The organism is Rhodococcus sp. G-MC3 (assembly GCF_030063335.1).
GTDB lineage: Bacteria > Actinomycetota > Actinomycetes > Mycobacteriales > Mycobacteriaceae > Rhodococcoides.
Map to the genome: position 1 here is coordinate 299,819 of NZ_JASISW010000004.1, position 20,490 is coordinate 320,308.

18 protein-coding genes and 1 pseudogene are annotated in these 20,490 nt (G+C 62.6%); 12 read left to right on the top strand and 7 right to left on the bottom strand.

Annotated elements, in window-relative coordinates:
- Nucleotides 1-61 precede the first annotated feature (61 nt).
- Together QMK17_RS06160 and QMK17_RS06165 are read left to right on the top strand one after the other, a co-directional pair.
- Nucleotides 62-1,108: an NAD(P)-dependent alcohol dehydrogenase gene (locus QMK17_RS06160; RefSeq protein ID WP_283507541.1), complete on the top strand. Its 1,047-nt coding sequence runs from the start codon at nucleotides 62-64 to the stop codon at nucleotides 1,106-1,108.
- Nucleotides 1,109-1,139: 31 nt separating this feature from the next.
- The gene (locus QMK17_RS06165) at nucleotides 1,140-1,805 is read left to right on the top strand and encodes an SDR family NAD(P)-dependent oxidoreductase (protein WP_283507542.1); all 666 of its coding nucleotides are present in this window, start codon (nucleotides 1,140-1,142) and stop codon (nucleotides 1,803-1,805) included.
- Between the two features lie 279 nt (nucleotides 1,806-2,084).
- On the opposite strand, the gene QMK17_RS06170 is transcribed toward QMK17_RS06165, so the two are convergent.
- A complete protein-coding gene (locus QMK17_RS06170) occupies nucleotides 2,085-3,338 on the bottom strand; it encodes an EAL domain-containing protein (RefSeq protein WP_283507543.1) in 1,254 nt (417 codons plus the stop codon).
- A 138-nt stretch (nucleotides 3,339-3,476) separates the two neighbouring features.
- Between QMK17_RS06170 and QMK17_RS06175 the strand changes: the two genes are divergently transcribed.
- The 4 genes from QMK17_RS06175 (at nucleotide 3,477) to QMK17_RS06190 (ending at nucleotide 11,097) form a co-directional block, all read left to right on the top strand.
- The gene (locus QMK17_RS06175; RefSeq protein WP_283507544.1) at nucleotides 3,477-4,745 is read left to right on the top strand and encodes a serine/threonine-protein kinase; all 1,269 of its coding nucleotides are present in this window, start codon (nucleotides 3,477-3,479) and stop codon (nucleotides 4,743-4,745) included.
- A 16-nt stretch (nucleotides 4,746-4,761) separates the two neighbouring features.
- Nucleotides 4,762-6,063, top strand: a complete 1,302-nt coding sequence (locus QMK17_RS06180) for an APC family permease (RefSeq protein ID WP_442972696.1) — start codon at nucleotides 4,762-4,764, stop codon at nucleotides 6,061-6,063.
- 154 nt (nucleotides 6,064-6,217) lie between these two features.
- Nucleotides 6,218-10,615: an amino acid adenylation domain-containing protein gene (locus tag QMK17_RS06185; protein ID WP_283507546.1), complete on the top strand. Its 4,398-nt coding sequence runs from the start codon at nucleotides 6,218-6,220 to the stop codon at nucleotides 10,613-10,615.
- Complete coding sequence (locus tag QMK17_RS06190) at nucleotides 10,615-11,097, top strand: DUF2231 domain-containing protein (protein WP_283507547.1); 483 nt, start codon at nucleotides 10,615-10,617, stop codon at nucleotides 11,095-11,097. The genes QMK17_RS06185 and QMK17_RS06190 overlap by 1 nt, the downstream gene beginning before the upstream one ends.
- A 3-nt stretch (nucleotides 11,098-11,100) precedes the next feature.
- Here QMK17_RS06190 and QMK17_RS06195 read toward each other — a convergent pair whose 3' ends face one another.
- Together QMK17_RS06195 and QMK17_RS06200 are read right to left on the bottom strand one after the other, a co-directional pair.
- On the bottom strand, nucleotides 11,101-11,988 hold the full coding sequence (locus tag QMK17_RS06195) for a M56 family metallopeptidase (RefSeq protein ID WP_283507548.1): 888 nt from the start codon (nucleotides 11,986-11,988) through the stop codon (nucleotides 11,101-11,103).
- Complete coding sequence (locus QMK17_RS06200) at nucleotides 11,985-12,359, bottom strand: BlaI/MecI/CopY family transcriptional regulator (protein ID WP_283507549.1); 375 nt, start codon at nucleotides 12,357-12,359, stop codon at nucleotides 11,985-11,987. The genes QMK17_RS06195 and QMK17_RS06200 overlap by 4 nt, the downstream gene beginning before the upstream one ends.
- Before the next feature lie 143 nt (nucleotides 12,360-12,502).
- On the opposite strand from QMK17_RS06200, the gene QMK17_RS06205 reads away from it, so the two are divergent.
- Nucleotides 12,503-13,243: a VIT1/CCC1 transporter family protein gene (locus tag QMK17_RS06205; protein ID WP_283507550.1), complete on the top strand. Its 741-nt coding sequence runs from the start codon at nucleotides 12,503-12,505 to the stop codon at nucleotides 13,241-13,243.
- A gap of 115 nt (nucleotides 13,244-13,358) precedes the next feature.
- Nucleotides 13,359-14,777: a ferredoxin reductase family protein gene (locus QMK17_RS06210; RefSeq protein ID WP_283507551.1), complete on the top strand. Its 1,419-nt coding sequence runs from the start codon at nucleotides 13,359-13,361 to the stop codon at nucleotides 14,775-14,777.
- Nucleotides 14,778-14,845: 68 nt separating this feature from the next.
- Here QMK17_RS06210 and QMK17_RS06215 read toward each other — a convergent pair whose 3' ends face one another.
- A complete protein-coding gene (locus tag QMK17_RS06215) occupies nucleotides 14,846-15,043 on the bottom strand; it encodes a hypothetical protein (protein ID WP_283507552.1) in 198 nt (65 codons plus the stop codon).
- On the opposite strand from QMK17_RS06215, the gene QMK17_RS06220 reads away from it, so the two are divergent.
- The 3 genes from QMK17_RS06220 to QMK17_RS06230 are packed head-to-tail and all read left to right on the top strand — an operon-like array spanning nucleotide 15,036 to nucleotide 17,031.
- Nucleotides 15,036-15,290 carry an FMN-binding protein gene (locus tag QMK17_RS06220; protein ID WP_283507553.1) on the top strand — a complete coding sequence of 85 codons (255 nt, stop codon included), beginning with the start codon at nucleotides 15,036-15,038 and terminating at the stop codon, nucleotides 15,288-15,290. The two genes, QMK17_RS06215 and QMK17_RS06220, sit on opposite strands and share 8 nt — an antisense overlap.
- The gene (locus QMK17_RS06225) at nucleotides 15,287-16,051 is read left to right on the top strand and encodes an FAD:protein FMN transferase (RefSeq protein ID WP_283507554.1); all 765 of its coding nucleotides are present in this window, start codon (nucleotides 15,287-15,289) and stop codon (nucleotides 16,049-16,051) included. The genes QMK17_RS06220 and QMK17_RS06225 overlap by 4 nt, the downstream gene beginning before the upstream one ends.
- Nucleotides 16,048-17,031, top strand: a complete 984-nt coding sequence (locus QMK17_RS06230; RefSeq protein WP_283507555.1) for an iron-containing redox enzyme family protein — start codon at nucleotides 16,048-16,050, stop codon at nucleotides 17,029-17,031. The genes QMK17_RS06225 and QMK17_RS06230 overlap by 4 nt, the downstream gene beginning before the upstream one ends.
- Here the strand turns inward: QMK17_RS06230 and QMK17_RS06235 are convergent.
- Genes QMK17_RS06235 through QMK17_RS06245 form a run of 3 tightly spaced genes read right to left on the bottom strand, consistent with a single transcriptional unit; the run spans nucleotide 17,028 to nucleotide 19,195 of the window.
- The gene (locus QMK17_RS06235; protein ID WP_283507556.1) at nucleotides 17,028-17,177 is read right to left on the bottom strand and encodes a CDGSH iron-sulfur domain-containing protein; all 150 of its coding nucleotides are present in this window, start codon (nucleotides 17,175-17,177) and stop codon (nucleotides 17,028-17,030) included. The two genes, QMK17_RS06230 and QMK17_RS06235, sit on opposite strands and share 4 nt — an antisense overlap.
- Nucleotides 17,178-17,211: 34 nt before the next feature.
- A complete protein-coding gene (locus tag QMK17_RS06240) occupies nucleotides 17,212-17,994 on the bottom strand; it encodes a HemK2/MTQ2 family protein methyltransferase (RefSeq protein ID WP_336620132.1) in 783 nt (260 codons plus the stop codon).
- 19 nt (nucleotides 17,995-18,013) lie between these two features.
- A complete protein-coding gene (locus QMK17_RS06245; protein WP_283507581.1) occupies nucleotides 18,014-19,195 on the bottom strand; it encodes a zinc-dependent alcohol dehydrogenase in 1,182 nt (393 codons plus the stop codon).
- 294 nt (nucleotides 19,196-19,489) lie between these two features.
- On the opposite strand from QMK17_RS06245, the pseudogene QMK17_RS06250 reads away from it, so the two are divergent.
- Nucleotides 19,490-20,365 (top strand): annotated as a pseudogene (locus tag QMK17_RS06250) (catalase); the annotation flags it as partial.
- Nucleotides 20,366-20,490 lie beyond the last annotated feature (125 nt).

Here is a 20,490-nt window from a genome sequence, read left to right on the forward strand (position 1 = left end):
CTGCTGGTACACCCTCTGTCAGAGACTTCCTCGAATCTCGCGAGCGGTGTTGACTGCATTCATGCCCACTACAGTGAAGGCGTACGCCGCCACCGCCCGTGACCAGCCGTTGACGCCCACCACCATCGAGCGCCGCGACGTCGGACCACAGGATGTCCGGATCGATATCAAGTTCGCCGGTATCTGCCATTCGGACATTCACACCGCACGCGGTGAGTGGGGTGAGGTCGCGTACCCCTTGGTCGTCGGTCACGAAATCGCCGGAACGGTTGCCGAGATCGGCTCCAACGTAACGAAGTACGCGATAGGCGACCGCGTTGGAGTCGGCTGCATGGTCAACTCCTGCGGAGAGTGCGCCCAGTGCCTCAAAGGTCTTCAGCAGTACTGTCTCGTCGGAAACGTCGGAACCTACGCCGCGCTCGACCGTGACGGTACGACCACTCAGGGCGGTTACTCCCAGCAGGTAGTGGTGACCGAGAACTTCGTAGTCCGCATCCCGGAGGGCATCGCTCTCGACGCAGCAGCTCCACTGCTGTGCGCAGGCATCACCACCTACTCCCCGCTTCGGCACTGGAATGCAGGCCCCGGCAAGAAGGTCGCGGTCGTCGGAATGGGCGGACTCGGCCACATGGCCGTCAAACTCGCGCACGCCATGGGCGCCGAGGTCACCGTGCTGTCCCAGTCACTGAAGAAGCAGGAAGACGGCATCCGCTTGGGTGCCGATCATTACTACGCGACCAGCGATCCCGACACGTTCACTGCACTCGCGGGCACCTTCGACCTGATCATCAACACCGTCAGTGCCTCGATCGACCTGGACGCTCACCTGTCCTTGCTCGACGTGGACGGCGCATTGGTCAATGTCGGCGCACCCCCCGAACCGCTTCCCGTACAGATCTTTTCGCTGATCGGATCCCGTCGGACGTTCGCCGGCTCCGCCATCGGATCGATCGGTGAGACGCAGGAAATGCTGGACTTCTGCGCCGAACACGGCTTGGGAGCCGAGATCGAGGTCATCAGCGCAGACAAGGTCAACGATGCATGGGAGCGCGTACTCGCCTCCGATGTGCGGTACCGGTTCGTCATCGATACCGCGTCTCTGGCCTGACCGTAACTCGACCACCGAGGAGTCTTACCCAATGACGACGATTGCAATAGTCGGAGCAGGTTCCGGCCTGGGCGCCTCGGTGGCACGCAGGTTCGGGCACGAGGGGTTCTCGATCGCGCTGATGTCGCGGACCCAGGCGAACGTGGATCGTCTGGCGGACGAACTGTCTGCTGACGGCATCACCGCGCGCGGTTACGTCGCCAACACCCGCGACATCGAGTCCGTCAGCCGTGCCCTCGCAGCCGCCGCCGGAGACTTGGGACCGATCGAGGTGCTGCAGTACAGCCCCATCCCCGCACCCGAGTTTCTTCGCCCGGTACTGGACACCAGCGTCGGGGATTTGACCGGTGCCATCGAATTTTCGGTGTACGGGTCGGTCACCGCGTGCCAGCAGGTCCTTCCTGCGATGACCGAGCGTAGATCCGGAACGATCCTGCTGGTCAACGGGTCGAGCGGTGCTCATCCCAACGGCAATGTCGCAGGAACGTCGGTTGCCTTCGCCGCCGAATCAGCTTACGGGGCAATGCTTCACGACGCCGTCGCCGAGCAGGGCGTCCACGTCGGCCAGCTAATAATCCCGGGCGCAATCGGCGGCGGAGATCCGCTGTACGCGCCCGACGCACTGGCCGATCGCCTGTGGGCGATGCACACCGATCGCGGTTCGTTCCGCGTTACCGTCGGCGCTGAGCAGGACTGACGACGTACTCGGCGCGCTGGGAGGTGTCGATCTGTCTCCTCCCACCGTGGCCCCGCTAGTCGCAGGAATCCCGCCAGTCCAGGGGTTCCCGTCGGTGCAGGACTTGCTCAGTTTGCTCAACGTGCGCTGAGCAGTAGTTTTGTCTGTTCTGCTCTGTTCATCGCTCCGAGTGCCGTCGAGCGATGGCATGGGTACGAAAGGGTATGGGCGCGATCTCTTCTCGCGGCGCCTCTCCTCGTGGTGTCTCCGCGATTACGTGACGCCGACAGTTCCGGCCGACTAGAGCTCTTGCGGAATACTGTGCATCAACAATGTGGCGGCATCGAGCACCTGATCGCGATCGAAGGTGAGGCGGTATCGGTACGTGCGCAACCCATCGGGGTTTTCGCCGAGGTCGAGCGCGATCAGCGCGGCGTTGAACAGCGGGTCCACTACGATCACCGATCGCTCGAGAGCCAACGGTTCCTGCACATCGACATCGACCGTGCGGTAACTGACAACGGCTTCCATCGGACGCCCGAACACAACGGTGAGTGCGCTGACGGTGGAAAGTCTCGCGAACGCCGCATGCCGAGCAGCCGACGGAATTGTCGAGTAGGGCACCGTGACGAGTACGACGGCAGTCGGTCCCATCGACGCAGCCCGATCCAGGAGATCGTCCTCGAGGGTTTCGAGTAAAGATTCGTCGATGCTCTTCACGGCGCCGCGGCTCTGATCGAGCCCGAACGGCGTGACAGCGGTCGGGGCTCGGACCGTCATCGCGGGCGCGGCGAGCTGCCTGACCGGTAGGCGGTCGACGGCTTCGAACTTCGGCAACGCCGCTGGAGGACCGTAGAACCAGCCCTGACCCCATCTGGCACCCAAGTACTGCGCACGGCGTTCGTGGGTCTCGTTCTCGATGCCTTCGGCGACGATCACCGCGCCGGTGCGTTCGGACTCTGCAGCGACGGCCGACAAGATTGCCGCAGTCTCCGCCGTGGTGCGTTGGTGGACGAGTCGCATGTCCAACTTGATGATGTCAGGACGCAGTAGCGCGAGCATAGCCAGACTCGACGAGTCGGCCCCCACGTCGTCCACGGCGATCCGCCACCCCCTGTCGCGGGCATGAAGCGCAGCGCGAAGCAGCCCCGCAGGATTCTTCATCAGGTGACGTTCGGTGATCTCGACGACGATCGACAACCTCGCTGCATCCGCCAGAACCGGCCGAGCGTACGCAGGCGGAGGCGCGTCGAGCGCTCGCGGTTCGGCATTGACGAACAAGGCGAGCTCGCGTGGCAGGTTGCCGACAAGCGCACCGGTCAGGGCCGACACTCTGCATTGCCAGTCGAAGTCGATCGTCGCATCGCATCGAGCCGCTGCGGCGAACATCTCTCCTGGCGAAGCCCAAACGCTCCCGGCCGCGGGCCTGACCAGCGCCTCGAAACCGACGAGCGCTCCTGAACCGAACTCGACGACGGGCTGGTACGCGGATTCGATCGGTCCAGGCGCGCCAAGCCGGTGCGCAAAGGGGTTCACAGCGTGCCTTCCGCTCATCGACGCGTCAGTTCCCCACCCGTGCCCATCTTGCCCGCACGAGCTCATGGGTTGCACATCGACTCCACGACTACGCAGGACCGGTGCGGCGCTAGAGTCGAGACCGCAGAGACGACGCGTATGGATGGAGTGAAGACGATGGCAGGTCAGGACCCGTCGCCGATCCGCTCAGAGCACTTCTTCGCCGGACGCTATCGACTAGAGAGAGTGCTCGGCAGAGGTGGGGCAGCCGACGTCTTCCGCGCCGAGGATCAACTTCTCGGGCGGAGTGTGGCGGTGAAGATATTCCGACGTTCCGAGCACGTGCCGCACGAGGAGCAACGCATCGACGCCGAGATGCGAACGTTGGCTTCGTTGTCGCACCCGGGCTTGGTGACGCTGTTCGATGCAGGACTCGCACCCGACAGTTCGGGACTGGACGTGCGATACCTGGTCATGGAGTTGGTCGAAGGTCCGACGCTCGGCGCATTTCGCAATCAGCGGTCACTGCCACTCGCTGTTGCTGCTCGTGTAGGACGCGAACTCGCCGACTCGCTCTCCTACATCCACAGTGAAGGTGTGATCCACCGAGACATCAAGCCCGCCAACGTCCTGATCACCGAGGGCTCGGACAGCTTGACCAAACTCACCGATTTTGGAATTGCCCGAGTTGTCGACGCCGACCGTCTGACAGCGCACGGATCCGCGGTGGGCACCGCCCATTACCTCAGCCCCGAGCAGGCTACCGGCGCCGTCGCCGGACCTGCCTCCGACGTCTATTCACTCGGACTGGTCTTGATCGAATGTCTCAGCGGCCGAATGGCATTCGAGGGAAGTGCGACTGCTGCCGCCCTCGCCCGATTGCACCGAGACCCCGAGGTTCCTGCAGAACACGGTGAAGGCTGGGCGTCACTGCTGACCAGCATGACCGCACGACGACCGCTGGACCGCCCATCTGCACTGGAGGTCTCGGATCGACTCCGTACTCTGGCGGACGCCGGATCGCCCGCGATCGGGACTGCGGTCTTGGCAACAAACCCTTCACCGGTCGGACTCGACGAGATGGACACGGTGACGGTTCGTCGCCCGGTCACTCGATGGGCGCTGATCCTGGGCGCATTGGGCACGATCTTCATTGCTGCACTGATCCTGTGGGGTATCACGCTCTCGCAAGGTCAATCGGGCGAGCAGACCAGCCCTCCTGCTGGATCCACTGCCTCGACTGCCGTTCCCATCAACCCCGAGGTGTCGATCACTCCTCCCCTCGACCAGATTCCCTCCCCCACTGCTCCACTGGTCGAAGCACCAGCCCCGGTCCCGACCGACCCCTCGGCGAAGGAGAAGGCACCACGGGGCGCACCAGGGAACAACGGCAACGGCAACTCGAATGGGAACAACGGCAACGGCAACGGCAAAGGCAACAACTGATGCTCAGGGTCACTGGATGTGCGGACAAGCCGCGATGACACCGCATGGGCTACGCCGCGAACTCGGTACGACCGATGCCGTGGTGATCGGCCTCAGCGCAATGATCGGGGCCGGAATTTTCGTCGCGCTGGCACCCGCCGCTCGGGCTGCGGGATCGGGGCTGATGATTGCCCTGGCGGTCGCCGCTGTCGTCGCCTATTGCAACGCAACATCATCGGCTCGACTGGCAGCGCTCTACCCGGCGTCGGGTGGCACCTATGTGTACGGCCGCGAGCGGCTCGGAAATTTTTGGGGTTACCTCGCAGGGTGGGGGTTCGTCGTCGGCAAGACTGCATCGTGCGCTGCCATGGCATTGACGGTCGGGGTGTACGTGTGGCCTGGCCACGCACATGCAGTGGCCGCAGTCACGGTCGCCGCGCTCACTGCGCTGAACTACGTCGGGATACAGAGGTCTGCCTGGTTGGCTCGCAGCATCGTGGCTGTCGTGATCACCATCCTGGTGATCGTCGTCGTGACGTCGACCATCTCGCCGAAATCGTTGGAGTGGTCGGCGAGCGCCGGCCCCGAGGTGTCGGTGACCGGTGTCCTTCAGGCCGCAGGCCTGTTGTTCTTCGCCTTTGCCGGCTACGCCCGAATCGCCACCCTCGGTGAGGAGGTACGCGATCCATCTCGCACCATTCCCCGGGCCATTCCGCTCGCTCTGGCGATCACACTCATTCTGTATGCCGCCACAGCGGCGGCACTACTGTGGATTCTCGGGCCGAGTGCGATGGGCTCTTCTGTTGCGCCGGTGACCGACGCGGCGCGCGCCACGGGCCTTCGATGGTTGGTGCCGACCGTAGGTGTTGCCGCTGCCGCTGCGGCGGTCGGATCTTTGCTGGCTTTGATCCTCGGGGTGTCGCGTACGACATTCGCGATGGCCAGAGACCACCATCTACCGCACCGATTGGCATCGATACATCCTCGGTTCGGGAGCCCGTACCGTGCCGAACTGGTTGTAGGAGCAGTTGTTACCGGGCTGGCAGCAACCGTCGATGTCGGTGACGCGATCGGGTTTTCTTCCTTCGCGGTTCTGGTGTATTACGCCATCGCCAATGTCTCGGCCTGGACGCTCACCACGACCGAAGGCCGACCTGCGCGCATCGTCCCGGCAGTAGGACTTCTCGGATGCGTCACCCTCGCGCTGGCTCTGCCTTTACCCTCCACGATCGCAGGCATCGGCGTTCTGGCCGCAGGCGCGATCACATATCGAGTGAGAATGTCCTGGCGCACCCGATCATCGACCGACACCACGGACGAATCCACTTCTGGCTCATAGATATCCGTCTGAGCCTCGATCACGCGGTTGATTGCGCGTACCCGCACCCCGATGTTCCAACCAGGGGTTCATCACTGCATGTAGTGTAGCTACTACATGCGATGTAGTAGCTACATAGCGGAATGATGCAGCCGTCGGGGAAGGTCGGTGCCACATGTCGAGTTTTGCTGCCATTACGACGACGTCCGCCCAGCGCGATATCTGGTATGCCCAGAATCTCTCCCCCGCCGTACCGTTCACAATTGCCCACTACGTCGATCTGGTCGGAGAAGTGGACCTGCAGGTTCTCGCACACTGTGCGGACCGAGCTCATCGCGAGTTCGGGTCGACCACCGTGCGGTTCGTCGACAACGACGGCGCCCCGGAGCAGCGGCGGGCCGCGGGGCGACTGTCCGTATCGGTCGTCGACCTCAGGTCCGAAGCCGACCCGGAAGCCGAAGCTCACCGGTGGATGGGTGATGATTGCCTGACGCCTTGCGCGCTCGATTCGCCGTGCTTGGTCACCGCAGCAATCCTGCGCATTACCGACCACCGGTGCTTCTGGTACACCAGAGCCCATCACATCGTCCTCGACGGTTACGGATCGATGATGGTGCTCCGGCGAACCGCCGAGCTATTTCTCGCCGCAACCACCGGAACGACACCAGATCCGGTCGATCCGATGAGTCCCGTCGACACTCTGACGGCAGACGCCAAATACACGGCGTCGACGCGTTACGAGCGAGACAAGCACTACTGGGCGAACATCATGAACGAGGTCGAATCGCAGACGTCCCTAGCCGGACGCTCCGCGCCGCCCGCTGCACACTGTCATCGCGTCAGCGGGACCATCCCGAACTCCGCTGTGCCCGAGTCGGATCGATGGATCGAGCGTGGAACCAAAACATCGACGGTGATGGTCGCAGCTTTTGCCGCTTTCCACGCCCGAATGACAGACACACCCGACACGACCCTGGCGCTTCCCTTGGCAGGAAGACCCACCGCCCGTCTACGGCAATCCGGTGGCACACATTCCACCGTGGTACCGCTTCCACTACCGGGAATCGGAACAACCACCGTCGACGGCGCAGTCAAACTCACCGAAGTCGCCGTTACAGGAGCCCTCCGGCACCAACTCTTTCAGTCCGCATACGGATCCGACGACGTCCACGATCGCGGACCCGTCGTCAACCTCATGCTGTTCGACGACCGCGTACCACTGGGGCCCGTCGACGGCACCCTGCACATCCTCACGACAGGTCCGGTAGCCGACATAGCGCTCGACATCCACCAGGGGCGCTCGGATGAGCAGTGGGGCTGGGAGTTCGAAGCCAATCCAGCCCTGTACTCCCCCGACGATCTCGATCTGCTCGCCCAGCGGTTCGTACATTTTCTTCATCAGTTCCTGCGTCCGGACGACCACGATACAAATATTGCCGAGCTCGAGCTCGAGCTCCCCGACCGCGCCAGCCCTCCCGTGCAGTCCGGGCGTCCTGCGACCGAAACTTCGACGCTGCCCGGTCTGCTCGTTCGACGTTGCAGCGATCGTGCACATTGTCCCGCAGTGCGATACAACGGCAGCGAGATCTCGTACAGCGAACTCGACAGAGAATCGAATTCCCTCGCCGGCGCACTCGCTGCCCACGGAATCCGGACCGGCGATACCGTCGCTGTGATGGTCCCGCGGTCCATCGATTCGGTGGTCGCATTCTGGGCGGTCGCACGATCGGGCGCTACCTACCTCCCGATAGACTCGAACTTCCCTCCCGCGCGAATCGAGTACATCCTCGCGGATTCCGCGGCGAAGTTGGCGCTGTGCATCGACTCGACGCACACGAGTGCGGGTGCAGTCACCACCCTGAGAGTCGACGACGCCGGCAATCGCCGGCACGGGGATGCGCTGACTGCCCAAATCGCCCCGAACGATTCCGCGTACGTCATCTACACCTCGGGTACCACCGGTGCCCCCAAAGGCGTGTCGGTCACTCATGCCGGGCTCGGCCCACTCGTCGCCCACATGGACGACGTATATCGACTGAGTACGGAGTCGCGAATACTGCACTGTGCATCAACGAGTTTCGATACGTCCCTGGTAGAAATGCTCGCCGCCGCAACCGCAGGATGCACCCTGGTGGTGCCGCCAACCGAGATCGCCGGTGGGCGAGAACTGACTTCTACGATGGCGCACGAAGGTGTGACTCACTTGTTTGCGACTCCATCGGTACTCGCCACTCTCGCGCCGGCTTCACTCGCCGATCTCGCGGTCGTCATCAGCGGTGGCGAACCGTGCCCACAGCAACTGGCAGACGCGGTGAGTGAACACGTGGCCCTGTTCAATGCCTACGGTCCCACCGAAACCACCTGCAGCGTGACGATGACCGGCGCGCTGACACCCGGAGAATCGGTCACCATCGGCACGCCGATGCGCGGTGTCGACACGATGGTGTTGGACCGCAGTCTGCGGCCTCGACCTGTTGGAACACTGGGCGAGCTCTACATTTCGGCCGCTGCGGTGGCCCGTGGATATGTGGGACGACCGAAAGAGACCGCCTCTCGATTCGTCGCTGCGCCGTTCGGCCGACCTGGCCACCGCATGTACCGGACCGGAGATGTCGTTAGGCGGCGCGTAGACGGCACTCTCGACTACGTCGGCCGCGGTGATGCGCAGGTGAAACTGCGCGGTATCCGAATCGAACCGGCAGAAGTCGATGCCGCACTGTGCACCTTCGGGCCGGTGCAACAGTCGATCACAACCATTGTCGAACCACGCGAGGGTCATTCGGTGCTCGTATCGTACGTGGTCGCGGCTCCGCATACGTCGATAGATCCCGTTGCGGTGCGCACCTTCGTTGCCGCACTGCTGCCGGCGTACATGGTCCCGGCGACAGTGACTGTGCTCGATTGCGTACCGCTGACTCCGAACGGAAAGGTGGACATGCGGGCATTGCCCTCACCGACAACGGCATTCGAAATGTCGTCCGTGCACGCCGCGCCTCGCGGGCAGACGGAAGTCGCGCTTGCCGAGATCTTCACCGCAGTCCTCGCCCTGGATTCGATCGACGCGAACATTTCCTTCTTCGATCTCGGCGGCAATTCGCTTGCTGCTACGAGAGTCGTAGGACAGATCAACGCTTGTTTGCACGTATCGGTTGCAGTCCGCGACCTCGTAGCGCATCCGACCATTCGTTCTCTCGCGGCGACGCTCGAATACGCGGACGCCGCGATCACACGGCCGGTGCCCGGTAGCTCCGACGGCGTTGCGGTGATACCCCTCGCACCGCCACAGGCACACTTGGACAGAACTACCGACGTTGCGCTCTACAACCTGCCGTTCACCATCGAGGTGAGCGCCCCGGTGAACGTGGGTGCACTCGAACTCGCACTTCGCGACGTCATCGAGCGTCACCGGACGCTCCGTACTGTCTACGCGGATTCGCAATGGGGGCCGCGGCAGATCGTACGACCGATGGATGTGGCCGACATCCCGGTCGTCGAATACGCCGACATGGATTCGCTTCTTGCCATGCTGCACAGAGGCTTCGACGTTTCTTCCGATCTTCCGATTCGTATCGGATACACCCGCGGCGCCACGACACACATCGTCGGTTGCACGATCCACCACATCGCGGCCGACGGGTGGTCACTCGGTGTGCTGGCCCGCGACATACTGGGGGCCTACCTCGCGCGCGTCGACGGAGCCGCGCCCGCGTGGACAGAGCTCCCGCTTCACTACGCCGACTATGCAGTGTGGGCAAACGCAGCCACATACGATTCCGACGTCGAATACTGGCGCCGCGAACTCGCAGGTTGTCCGAGCGAGTTGCCGCTTCCCTTCGATCGGGAGCGACCCTCCGTCGCGAGTCTTCGTGCCGGGCGTAGGCAGGCATACATCGAGGACTATGCAGTGCAGAAGTTGACCGATGTAGGGGCACGCGTCGGAGCGGGATTGTTCACTGCTGTCCGCGCTGCCTTGGTCATCACTCTTGCCCGGCTCACCTCCAGCACCGACATCGTCATCGGGACCCCGACTGCCGGCCGGACGGATCCGATGCTCGACGACCTCGTCGGCATGTTCGTCAACACCCTGGCGATGAGGACCGACATCTCCGGCGCGGAGTACATGACGGATGTCGTTCGTCTGTGCCACGACACCGAGGTTCGCGCGCTGGACCATTCCGGCGTGCAGTTCGAGGAACTTGTCGGCGTCCTCGAGCCTGCACGCCCCAGTTGGGCACATCCGTTCTTCCAGGTTGCGCTGTCCTACGACACATTCGTTCCGATGCACCTCGACACAGCCGATCTGATCGCCGCAATTGTGCCGCGGCCGGTGGACGTCGCTCGGTGCGACATCCATGTTCATGTCGCTGCCGTTCATGTCGCTGCCGTTCATGTTGCTGCCGAACCCTCGTCAGCAGGGATCTCAGCGCTGAACATCGACGTCGTGTACTCCCACGATGTGTTCGAAGACTCCACTGTCGCGGCGTTCACCGACAGTTTTCTCGGCGTCGTATCGGAGCTGTGTACCGACCCATCTGCCCGATGGGCGATCTCGCCGAACAACCAGGAGCGTTGATGTCGACATTCGATGGACTTCCCGTCCATATACTGCTGGTCCATGCAATTGTCGTGCTGGCACCGCTGACTGCGTTGCTCGAAATTGTCTGCGCCGTATGGCGTCCCGCTCGGCAACGCCTCGTCTGGCTCGTGTTGGCGCTCGCTGTGTCCACCATGATTCTCACACCGATCACCACCGATGCAGGCGAATGGCTGGAAAGGCACATCCCCTCGACGGAGGCGCTGAGAACCCACACCGAACTGGGCGACTGGATGATCTATTTCGCTGCCGGACTTCTACTCGTTGCAGTTGCTCTGACGGCGCTGCACATTACTGAATCTCGATCGACCGGCCGGCGCACGATAACAACCGTCGTCGTGGCGATCGCGGCAGTGGTCATCGGCGTGGGCTCCACCATCGGGGTGTACCGCATCGGCGAGTCGGGGGCCGAAGCAGTATGGGGCGACACCGAATACACCCAGCAAGCACCGGATGAATAGCGGCTAGCGGAAGACGGACGTCGGAGGTTCCCCCCACTCGGGGCTCACGACGTCTTGCACCACATCGAACAATCCAACCGAAACCACGCTCAGCGCTACGACGAACAACGCGATAACGAGCACCACCGAACGCTTCTGGGGCGGCGGAACGGGACCTGCCAGCGCTCGAACCCGTTCCACGATGTCACCTCCCGAACCTCCGGGTAGGTCCGTCGCGGACATTCTTCGATGCGCACTGTGCAGCAATGCAACTCGGGCGATGGCCTCTAGCACGACCTGGCGATCACCCAGGGCAGCGAATTCGTCGGCCTGCCGCTCCGCGGCTCTCCGGACAATTACTGCGAGAGACCGTAGCAGCGGGTTCATCTCGGCGGAGACCTCGGCGGATTGAATCCAGAAATGATGACGGAACCGGAGGTGTGCCCTCTCGTGTGCCACGACAGCCGCGACCTGTTGCTCGTCGAGCGCCTCGATCAAGGCCGACGTCACCATCACGACGCCGCCTGCGGACGGCGAGGCGAAGGCGTCGGGCACATCGTCGTCGATGACAACGACATCGCTCACCGACGATCGCATTCGAGTGAACGCGGCCGCTGCTCGGGCACTCGAGAACACCCTGGCGCCGTGCAACACCACACGGCACAGCCGCCACACGAGCACCGCAAGAACGAAGGCTCCTAGTACCCGTAGCCAGGGCACGGGCTGAGAGACGAGTACAGCACCCACCGCGGCTGCTGATGACGCAACAGCAAACGCGGTTACCAACGCCAACACCGGAACGACGAACACCGTTGCCGCGGGGGTCAGGCTGCGACTCAGGATCGGCCGGGCAGGCCATAACGCGATACAGAGAATCCACGGCGTGAGGGCAACGAGGAGAAAGCCCGTCAAGACGGTTTCTCCGAACGTGACGAAGACAGCAATTCGCGCAGCGTGGCCTCGTCCTCGGACCCGAGTGCGGCGACGAAGTTCGCCAACACCTCGGCCCTGGCAACCTTGCTGTCGAGTTCGGTGTGCATGCGGAGCGCTGCTTTCAGTGCAGGAAGCGACTCGGCGGGCGCAGCCAGCGAATAAACGAACGACCTGCCCTGCCGCTCCCTTGTCAGCAACCCTTTACGAGAGAGACGTACCAGCGCCGTCATCACGGTCGTGTGAGCCAGCGTCTCGTCCAATGCCGAACGGACCTCGGCCACGGAGAGCCCGTCGTGCCCGCTCAGAACGGACACGATCGCGCTTTCGAGTTCGCCTGCCGCTCGTCGCACAGCGCACTCCTTCAGGTAAGCCCATTTGTTCGTCTACAGGTTCGTCTACCTAATTGATACTACGACCGGTGCAGCACGAACTCGGGGTTGGACAGCCTCGCATTGCTGGCGGAACCCCCTTATCGGAACCTAACGTTGTCAGCATGAACGACTCGCAAGATGAGGTTCTCGACGCAACCGCGATCCACGATGGTGAGCCACACGGTGGCAGCATCGCGTCCCGACTGAATTGGCTGCGCGCGGGTGTGCTGGGCGCCAACGACGGAATCGTCTCCACCGCAGGACTTGTCGTCGGCGTCGCAGCCGTCACCTCCGAGCGGGGCTCGATCCTGACCGCGGGCGTTGCAGGACTCGTGGCAGGCGCAGTGTCGATGGCTCTCGGCGAATACGTGTCGGTGAGCACACAGCGAGACAGTGAAAGGTCACTTCTGGCCAAGGAAGAGGCCGAGTTGCGTGACTATCCGGAGGCCGAACTAGCGGAATTGGCCGCAATCTACGAGAGCAAAGGACTCAGCAGCGCGACCGCGCTCACCGTCGCAAGCGAACTCACCGAACACGATGCGTTCGCTGCGCACGTCGACGCCGAGTTACGCCTCGATCCGGACGATCTGACAAGCCCGATACAGGCTGCCCTGTCGTCGGCCTTGTCGTTTACCATCGGCGCTGCTCTGCCCCTGATCGCAATACTCGCACCACCCGCGGCAGCTCGAATCCCCACCACGTTTGTCGCAGTCCTCCTTGCCCTCGCCTTGACCGGCCAGATCAGCGCACGTCTTGGCGGTTCCAACCCCGCCCGCGCGATGGCCCGCATCGTGATCGGCGGGGCAGTGGCAATGATCGTGACGTACGCAATCGGGCAGTTGCTGGGAGTCGCCGGGGTATAAATCTGGTCGCCGGGTACCTGCGCAGCAATGCTGCACTCGACAGCCGGACGACTCACAGCAAGCATGCAGTCTGTTCACAGTGTCCGCGCAGCCGCGTCCACCACTATTCAGAGCTATGACCGATCTGATGCCACCAGAACCCTCGTTGCGTTCTCGATCAGAGTCGAGCACAGGCATCCGCGTGGTGCCCCGATGGTGGCGGGATACCTCCGTAGTTGCCGGCTGGGCCGTTCTGCTGTTCGTGACCGCTTCATGGATCGGGGACGGCGGGATCCGAGACCTGTTCGCAGGCCCCAGTGACGCGCTGACCTCTGCCGGCCGGCTCAGCGGACTCATCGCCTCTGCACTTCTCCTGTTGCAAGTGTTTTTGATGGCCCGGGTGCCCTGGATTGAACGAACCTGGGGCCAGGATGAATTGACACGCCTGCATCGGGTGGTCGGCTTCACGTCCTTCACACTCATGCTCGCGCACATCGGACTGATCACCCTCGGGTATGCCGCTGCCGATCCGAGCCAGATTTGGGCCACGATCGTCGATCTCACCGCGAACTATCCCGGTGTGCTGCTAGCCCTGGCTGGAACTCTTGCGCTGATACTCGTGGTGGTCACCTCGGCCCGGGCTGCGCGCCGACGCCTGCGCTACGAGTCGTGGCATCTGATTCACCTCTATGCGTATCTGGGCACCGGGCTCGCGCTTCCCCACCAGCTGTGGTCCGGCGAGGACTTCTTGAAATCGACTGCTGCGACCGTCTTCTGGTGGACCCTCTACGTCGTATGTGCAGGATCGGTCGTTCTGTGGCGGATCGCGCTTCCCCTGTGGCGGTCGCTGCGCGCGAACATCCGCGTTCTCGACGTTCACCGCGAACCTGGCGATGTCCTCACCGTTACCGTCGCCGGACCTGGCGTCGAACATCTCCGAGCCCAGGGCGGACAGTTCTTTCAGTGGCGATTCCTGAACGGCGCCGGCTGGACCGAAGCCCATCCGTACTCGTTGTCCGCAGCTCCCAGCGACACGAAACTGAGATTCACCGCGGCCATCGTCGGAGACGGCACAGCGGCCCTCACGACTCTGAAGCCGGGAACTCGCGTTCTCGTCGAGGGACCCTACGGCCGCATGCATCCCGGCACCCGAACGTGCGCCAAGTCGCTGTTGATCGGCGCAGGTATCGGCATCACCCCGATGCGCGCCTTACTCGAGTCACTTCCCCAACGCCCTGGCGATGTGATGGTGATTCACCGTGTACGAACTGTCGAAGACGCCGTACTGCGGCGTGAAATCGACAATCTTGCACACGAACGTGGCGCCGAGTATCGAATAGTCGAAGGCCACCGCATCCGAGACCGCAACAGTTGGTTGCCGCAGCATGCCCAGAGCTGGGACGACACGGGCGCACTGCTCTACATGTGCCCCGACGTTGCCGAACGAGACGTCTTCATCTGCGGGCCGGGCCCATGGGCCCGGGCCGTACGGCGAGCTGTCAAGGGCGCCGGAACTCCCGACGAACGAATTCACACCGAATCCTTCGAACTCTGAAAGACGATCATGCGCCGAATCACGACGTGGCTTCTGACCACAATGTCCGCGGTGGTGCTGTTGTTCAGCTACCACACTTCGACCAGCGGACCCACCCCGACTATCGCGCTCTTTTCTGAAATACCCTCCGTGCCTGCGCCTTCGACGACCGCACCGTCGACAGTCACCGCCGCTGGATCACCCCCGTCAACGGACACGACGACGGCTTCCACCACGACGGCGCCGTCGACGACAACACAAACCGTGACCGGCACGTCGGTGAGCACTCGGTTCGGTCCCGTGCAGGTGCAGATCACGGTGACCGACGGCGCGATCACCGATGCCGCGGCCATCGAGTACCCCACCAGCAACGGACGCGACCAGCAGATCAATGCCAGGGCAGTACCCGTGCTCGAGCAGGAGACGGTAGCGGCGGGAACGGCGGACATCGACATGGTGTCCGGCGCGACCTACACCTCCGAGGGCTACGTCAAGTCGCTGCAGTCCGCGATCGACCAAGCTCACCTCGCATGAGCAACGACACAGTCTCCACCCAGGCCTGGGTGGAACAGATAATGGGTATGCCGATCTCGGTGCATGTCCGCGCAGCCCAGCGCGATCGGGGCGACGTCGCGGCGGCGGTGGCTCAAGTTTTCGATCATCTGCGACGGGTCGACGCGGTATTCAGCACGTGGCGCGCCGACAGTGAGCTGATGCGCTGGCGTCGTGGCGATCTCGCGATCGGCGAAGCACACCCGTGGATGAGCGACGTCCAGCACTTGTGCGACAAAGCCGCCGCTGCGACCGGCGGCCTGTTCATCACCGACCTGATCGCACCGGACGGTTCACGAGGATGGGATCCAACCGGACTCGTGAAGGGGTGGGCAGTCGGCGACGCCGCAGATGTACTGCGAGATATCGAGGGAATCACGTTCTCGATCAATGCCGGCGGCGACATAGTCTGCGGTCTCGGCGTCGATTCCCGAGAGCTGGCACGTCCGTGGCGAATCGGGATCGAAAGCCCTGAGCACCGGGCGGGCATCGCACAGGTCGTCTCGATCACCGATGGTGCCCTGGCTACCTCGGGTACCGCAGCCCGCGGTGCGCACATCGTCGATCCTCGAACCGGAGCCGCCGCCGAGCGCTCGGGATCGGCGACGGTCGTCGGACCCGAACTGGTCTGGGCCGATATCTGGGCTACGACGACGTTCATCGATCCGTCCATGCTGGAAAAGCATCCGGACTGGTCCCACTACCGATTGATTCTCTCCTCGCTGGGTAGACCAGTGATATGAGCTCATCGATATCCGTTTCGGCACCTCCGCTGCCCCGGTCGTGCGGGACCCTTTCTGAGGCTGTTGTCCGTTACCTTGCGGGCGGATCCGGCTCTTCCCTTCCCACCCATGTCGAGGCGGAACCGTTGTCTCGCGATCTTCAGCTCGCGCTCACAGTCTGTTACGAGCTGCACTATCGCGGTTTCGAGGGCATCGACGACGACGCCGAATGGGACCCGGATGTACTTCGGTTTCGGCGGCTGCTCGAGCGCGTTTTTTTGGCCTACCTTCGCGACAACATCGAGGCCGGCACCGATGCATTCGCCGAAATGGACGCGTTGTCACTCGAACCCGTGTCGGGGACCGGCCCGTCTTGGTACCTGCGAGATCAAGGAACATGGGAGCAGATGCGTGAGTATTTCGCTCACCGCTCGCTCTACCACCTCAAGGAAGCCGACCCACACGCGTGGGCGATCCCACGCCTGCAAGGTCAAGCCAAAGCCTCGTTCGTTGCAGTCGAATTCGACGAATACGGGGGCGGCCGTGGTGAGCGCCTGCACCAACGGTTGTGGGCTGACCTCATGCAGGCAGCCGAGCTGGACTCAACTTATCTCGGCTACCTGGACCGCGTTCCGGCGGAGACGCTGGCCTGGGTCAATCTGATGTCACAGTTCGGTCTTCATCGGAGTCTGCGGGGCGCAACAGTCGGGCATTTTGCGGCAACCGAGATCACGTCGTCACCGGGGTCGAAGCGGTTCGTCGATGGTTTGACTCGATTGGGGGCGCCGGACATATGCGCTGCGTTCTACCGCGAGCACGTAGAGGCAGATGCGGTACACGAACAGATACTCCGTCACGACGTTGTCGCCAACCTCTTACGCGACGAACCGCATCTGGAGCCTGACGTCGTCTTCGGTATGCGAGCACTCGATTTCGTCGAGGACGTGCTTGGATCCGCGCTGGTCGAGTCGTGGAAATCAGGTCGATCGTTGCTTCTCTAGCTTTCGCGTAATTTTCGTCGGTGACTGGTGTCGCAGAATGGATAGCTCTTACTGCGCTTGCACATGCACACTGCTACGACGAACCGATCGGATTCTACTCGAGTCCCGTCGTCGAGAACGATGTCGACGGGACCGTCGATCAACATCGGGCCGCCATTGATCAGCCTGATGCGAGTTGTTTCACAGTTTGTCGGCACGAATGACCACCAGAGTCTCGGTGCGGCAGTCAGGGCGGACGCGGCCGGAACGCTCGAGCCACTCCGCGCGTTCGCGCATGACCGGCCCGAAGTCGATCGAGCGGCTGGCATGAATGTCGGCAGAAAAACCGCGAGCGCACAAGGATCGAACAGTTTTCTCCGGTTCGGCGAACTCGGATTGAACCACGAACATCGACCCACCAGCAGCGACTAGGTCATCGGCGTGATCGCACAACGGATTCAACACCGACCGACCGTGAACACCCGCATCCCACGCGCGGTGCAGTCCATCGCCGGAGGGCACCGATTCGGAGGGAACATACGGCGGATTGCAGAGCACGACATCGAACGGGCCAGCTAGGAGTGCCTCCTCGAACGAGCCGGATCGTGCATCGATCACTACCTCATGCGCCGCCGCATTGCGCAGCGCACACGCAACTGCTCGACTCGAGAGATCGATAGCCACTACCCGACCTGCATCTGCGCGGGCAGCTTCGATCGCTAAAACGCCGCTGCCAGTACACATGTCCAAGACCGACGCACCCTGCAACACACCGGATTCAACGGCGCACTCGGCCAGAAACCACGAATCATCCTGTGGCTCATATACGCCCGCAGATACGGATATCGATCTTCCACGGTTTTCCGTAGTGGTCATAGAACCCTCGCTTTCTGGCGGTCGCCTGTAACTTCCCAATCCTGCACGGTTCGAAACCGCTTGGGACGCGATCGGCAATCGAGGCCTATCGAGGGATCCGGACATCATGGCATTCGAATGCTGCCGATCAGGGCTTCAGCAGGATTTTCACGGCCCCGTCCTGCTTCTTCTGGAAGATCTCATAAGCGTGAGGCGCTTCGCTCAAAGGCAGAGTGTGCGTGGCGAAGCTGTCCACACCCAGCGGATCGGCATCGGTGAGCAGCGGCAAAATGTCCGGAACCCACTTCTTGACGTTGGCCTGCCCCATCCTCAGCTGAATCTGCTTGTCGAACATCGTGAGCATGGGTAGAGGGTCTGCCATCCCCCCGTACACACCACTCAGAGAGATCGTCCCACCGCGCCGCACGATGTCGATTGCAGAGTAGAACGCTCCCATCCGGTCGACACCGGCCTTCTGCATGAGGGGGGCGGCAATGGCGTCGGGCAGCAATCCGGCGAATTGCTGCGCTGCTTTGGCCACCGGAGAACCATGCGCTTCCATCCCTACCGCGTCGATCACGGCATCTGTGCCGCGACCATCGGTGAGATCACGAATGACGTCGCCAACCTCTCCGCCGTGTTCGTCGAGGTCGACTGTCTCGATCCCCCGGGCCGACGCCCGAGCCAGGCGCTCGGGGACACGGTCGACAGCGATGACGCGTGCGCCCCTGTGCTGGGCAATGCGGGCAGCCATATCACCGATCGGCCCCAATCCGAGCACAGTCACCGATCCGCCCTCGGGAATCGATGCGTACTCCACAGCCTGCCAGGCAGTGGGCAGCACATCGGATAGGTACACGAACCGCGAATCCGACGGTCCCTCAGGAACTTTGATATGCGTGAACTGAGCCTGCGGGATTCGGAGGTACTCGGCTTGACCGCCTGGCACCTGACCGTAGAGCTTGGAATATCCGAACAGTGCGGCTCCCATGCCCTGGTCACGAACCTGGGTGGTCTCGCACTGTGTGTAGAGCGCGGCATCGCACATGTAGCAGTGACCGCACGATATCTGGAAGGGTACGACGACGCGGTCGCCGACTTTCAGATCACCGGTGCTCGATCCCACTTCTTCGACGATTCCCATGGGTTCGTGTCCGAGGATGTCACCCTCGTCCATGAACGCACCGAGAACCTCGTACAGGTGCAGATCGGACCCGCAGATGTTGGTGGTCGTGACTTTGATTATCGCGTCGGTAGGTTCCTGAATCACCGGATCAGGGACCGTGTCCACACTGACCTTCCGCTTGCCTTGCCATGTAACTGCGCGCATGTTGCCTTGCCATGTAACTGCGCGCATGAGTTCACTCTCTTCCGTGTTGCGGTTGGACAGAAGGTGCCCGCTCACGCGCGGACCAAACAACGTGCCCGCCGCAAAGGTCGACCACCGCGTCAACAGGCCTCCTGGCCGCCGCGATCGAGATCGGGAGTAATAAACCACAGAACGGGTATGACGCGCCCAGTGGTTGAGAAGTAGCCCGCAGGCGATCCCCGTGCGATCGGAATCCACAGCGATCACGGCATCGTTGCTCCCACGCGTTTTCAAGACCCAGAAAGCAGTGAAACCATGGCACCCGAACCCCGCTCCGACCAATCCGCACCGGCCGACATCGGACCGTCCGGCGCTCCTGATCATCGTGGCCAAGAGGGCAACTTCCTCACCACCGCGCAAGGGCTGCGGCTTCCTGACACCCATCACTCGCTCAAAGCCGGCGACCGCGGACCCACCCTGCTCGAAGACTTTCACCTGCGCGAAAAGATCACCCACTTCGATCACGAACGTATTCCCGAGCGCGTCGTACACGCACGGGGTGCCGCTGCCCACGGAACCTTCGAATCCTATGGCTCAGCGAAAACCGTCACCAAAGCGGGATTCCTCGCCGATAAAGGCCGCAAAACCCCAGTCTTCGTTCGCTTCTCGACCGTTCTCGGTTCTCGCGGATCTGCAGACACCGTCCGCGACACCCGCGGTTTCGCCGTCAAGTTCTACACCGACGAAGGCACTTTCGATCTCGTCGGCAACAACATGCCAGTCTTCTTCATCCAGGACGGCATCAAGTTCCCGGACATCATTCACGCGGGGAAACCGCAACCCGACATCGAACTTCCGCAGGGACAATCCGCCCACGACTCGTTCTGGGACTTTGTATCGCTCCATACCGAGGCGACTCACCATGTCATGTGGAACATGAGCGACCGAGGTATCCCCCGGTCGTTTCGGACTATGGAAGGCTTCGGCGTCCACACCTTCCGCCTGGTCAACGCCCAAGGCGAGACGAAGTTGGTCAAGTTTCACTGGAAGCCGGTCGCCGGCGTGCACTCGCTGGTATGGGAGGAAGCGCAGATCGCCGCCGGTGTCGATCCTGACTTTCACCGACGCGACATGGCCGACGGAATCAAAGCAGGCGCGCCCCTCGAATACGAATTCGGCATCCAGGTTATGAATCACCCTAGGTTTGATGCCGCTTCCTTCTGAGTCAGGAAGGATGAGCACATGCCCAAGAAAATCGATCCAGAGGTCCGTGCGAGGGCCCTGCGGTTGCTGGAAGCACACGGAGCGGAATACGC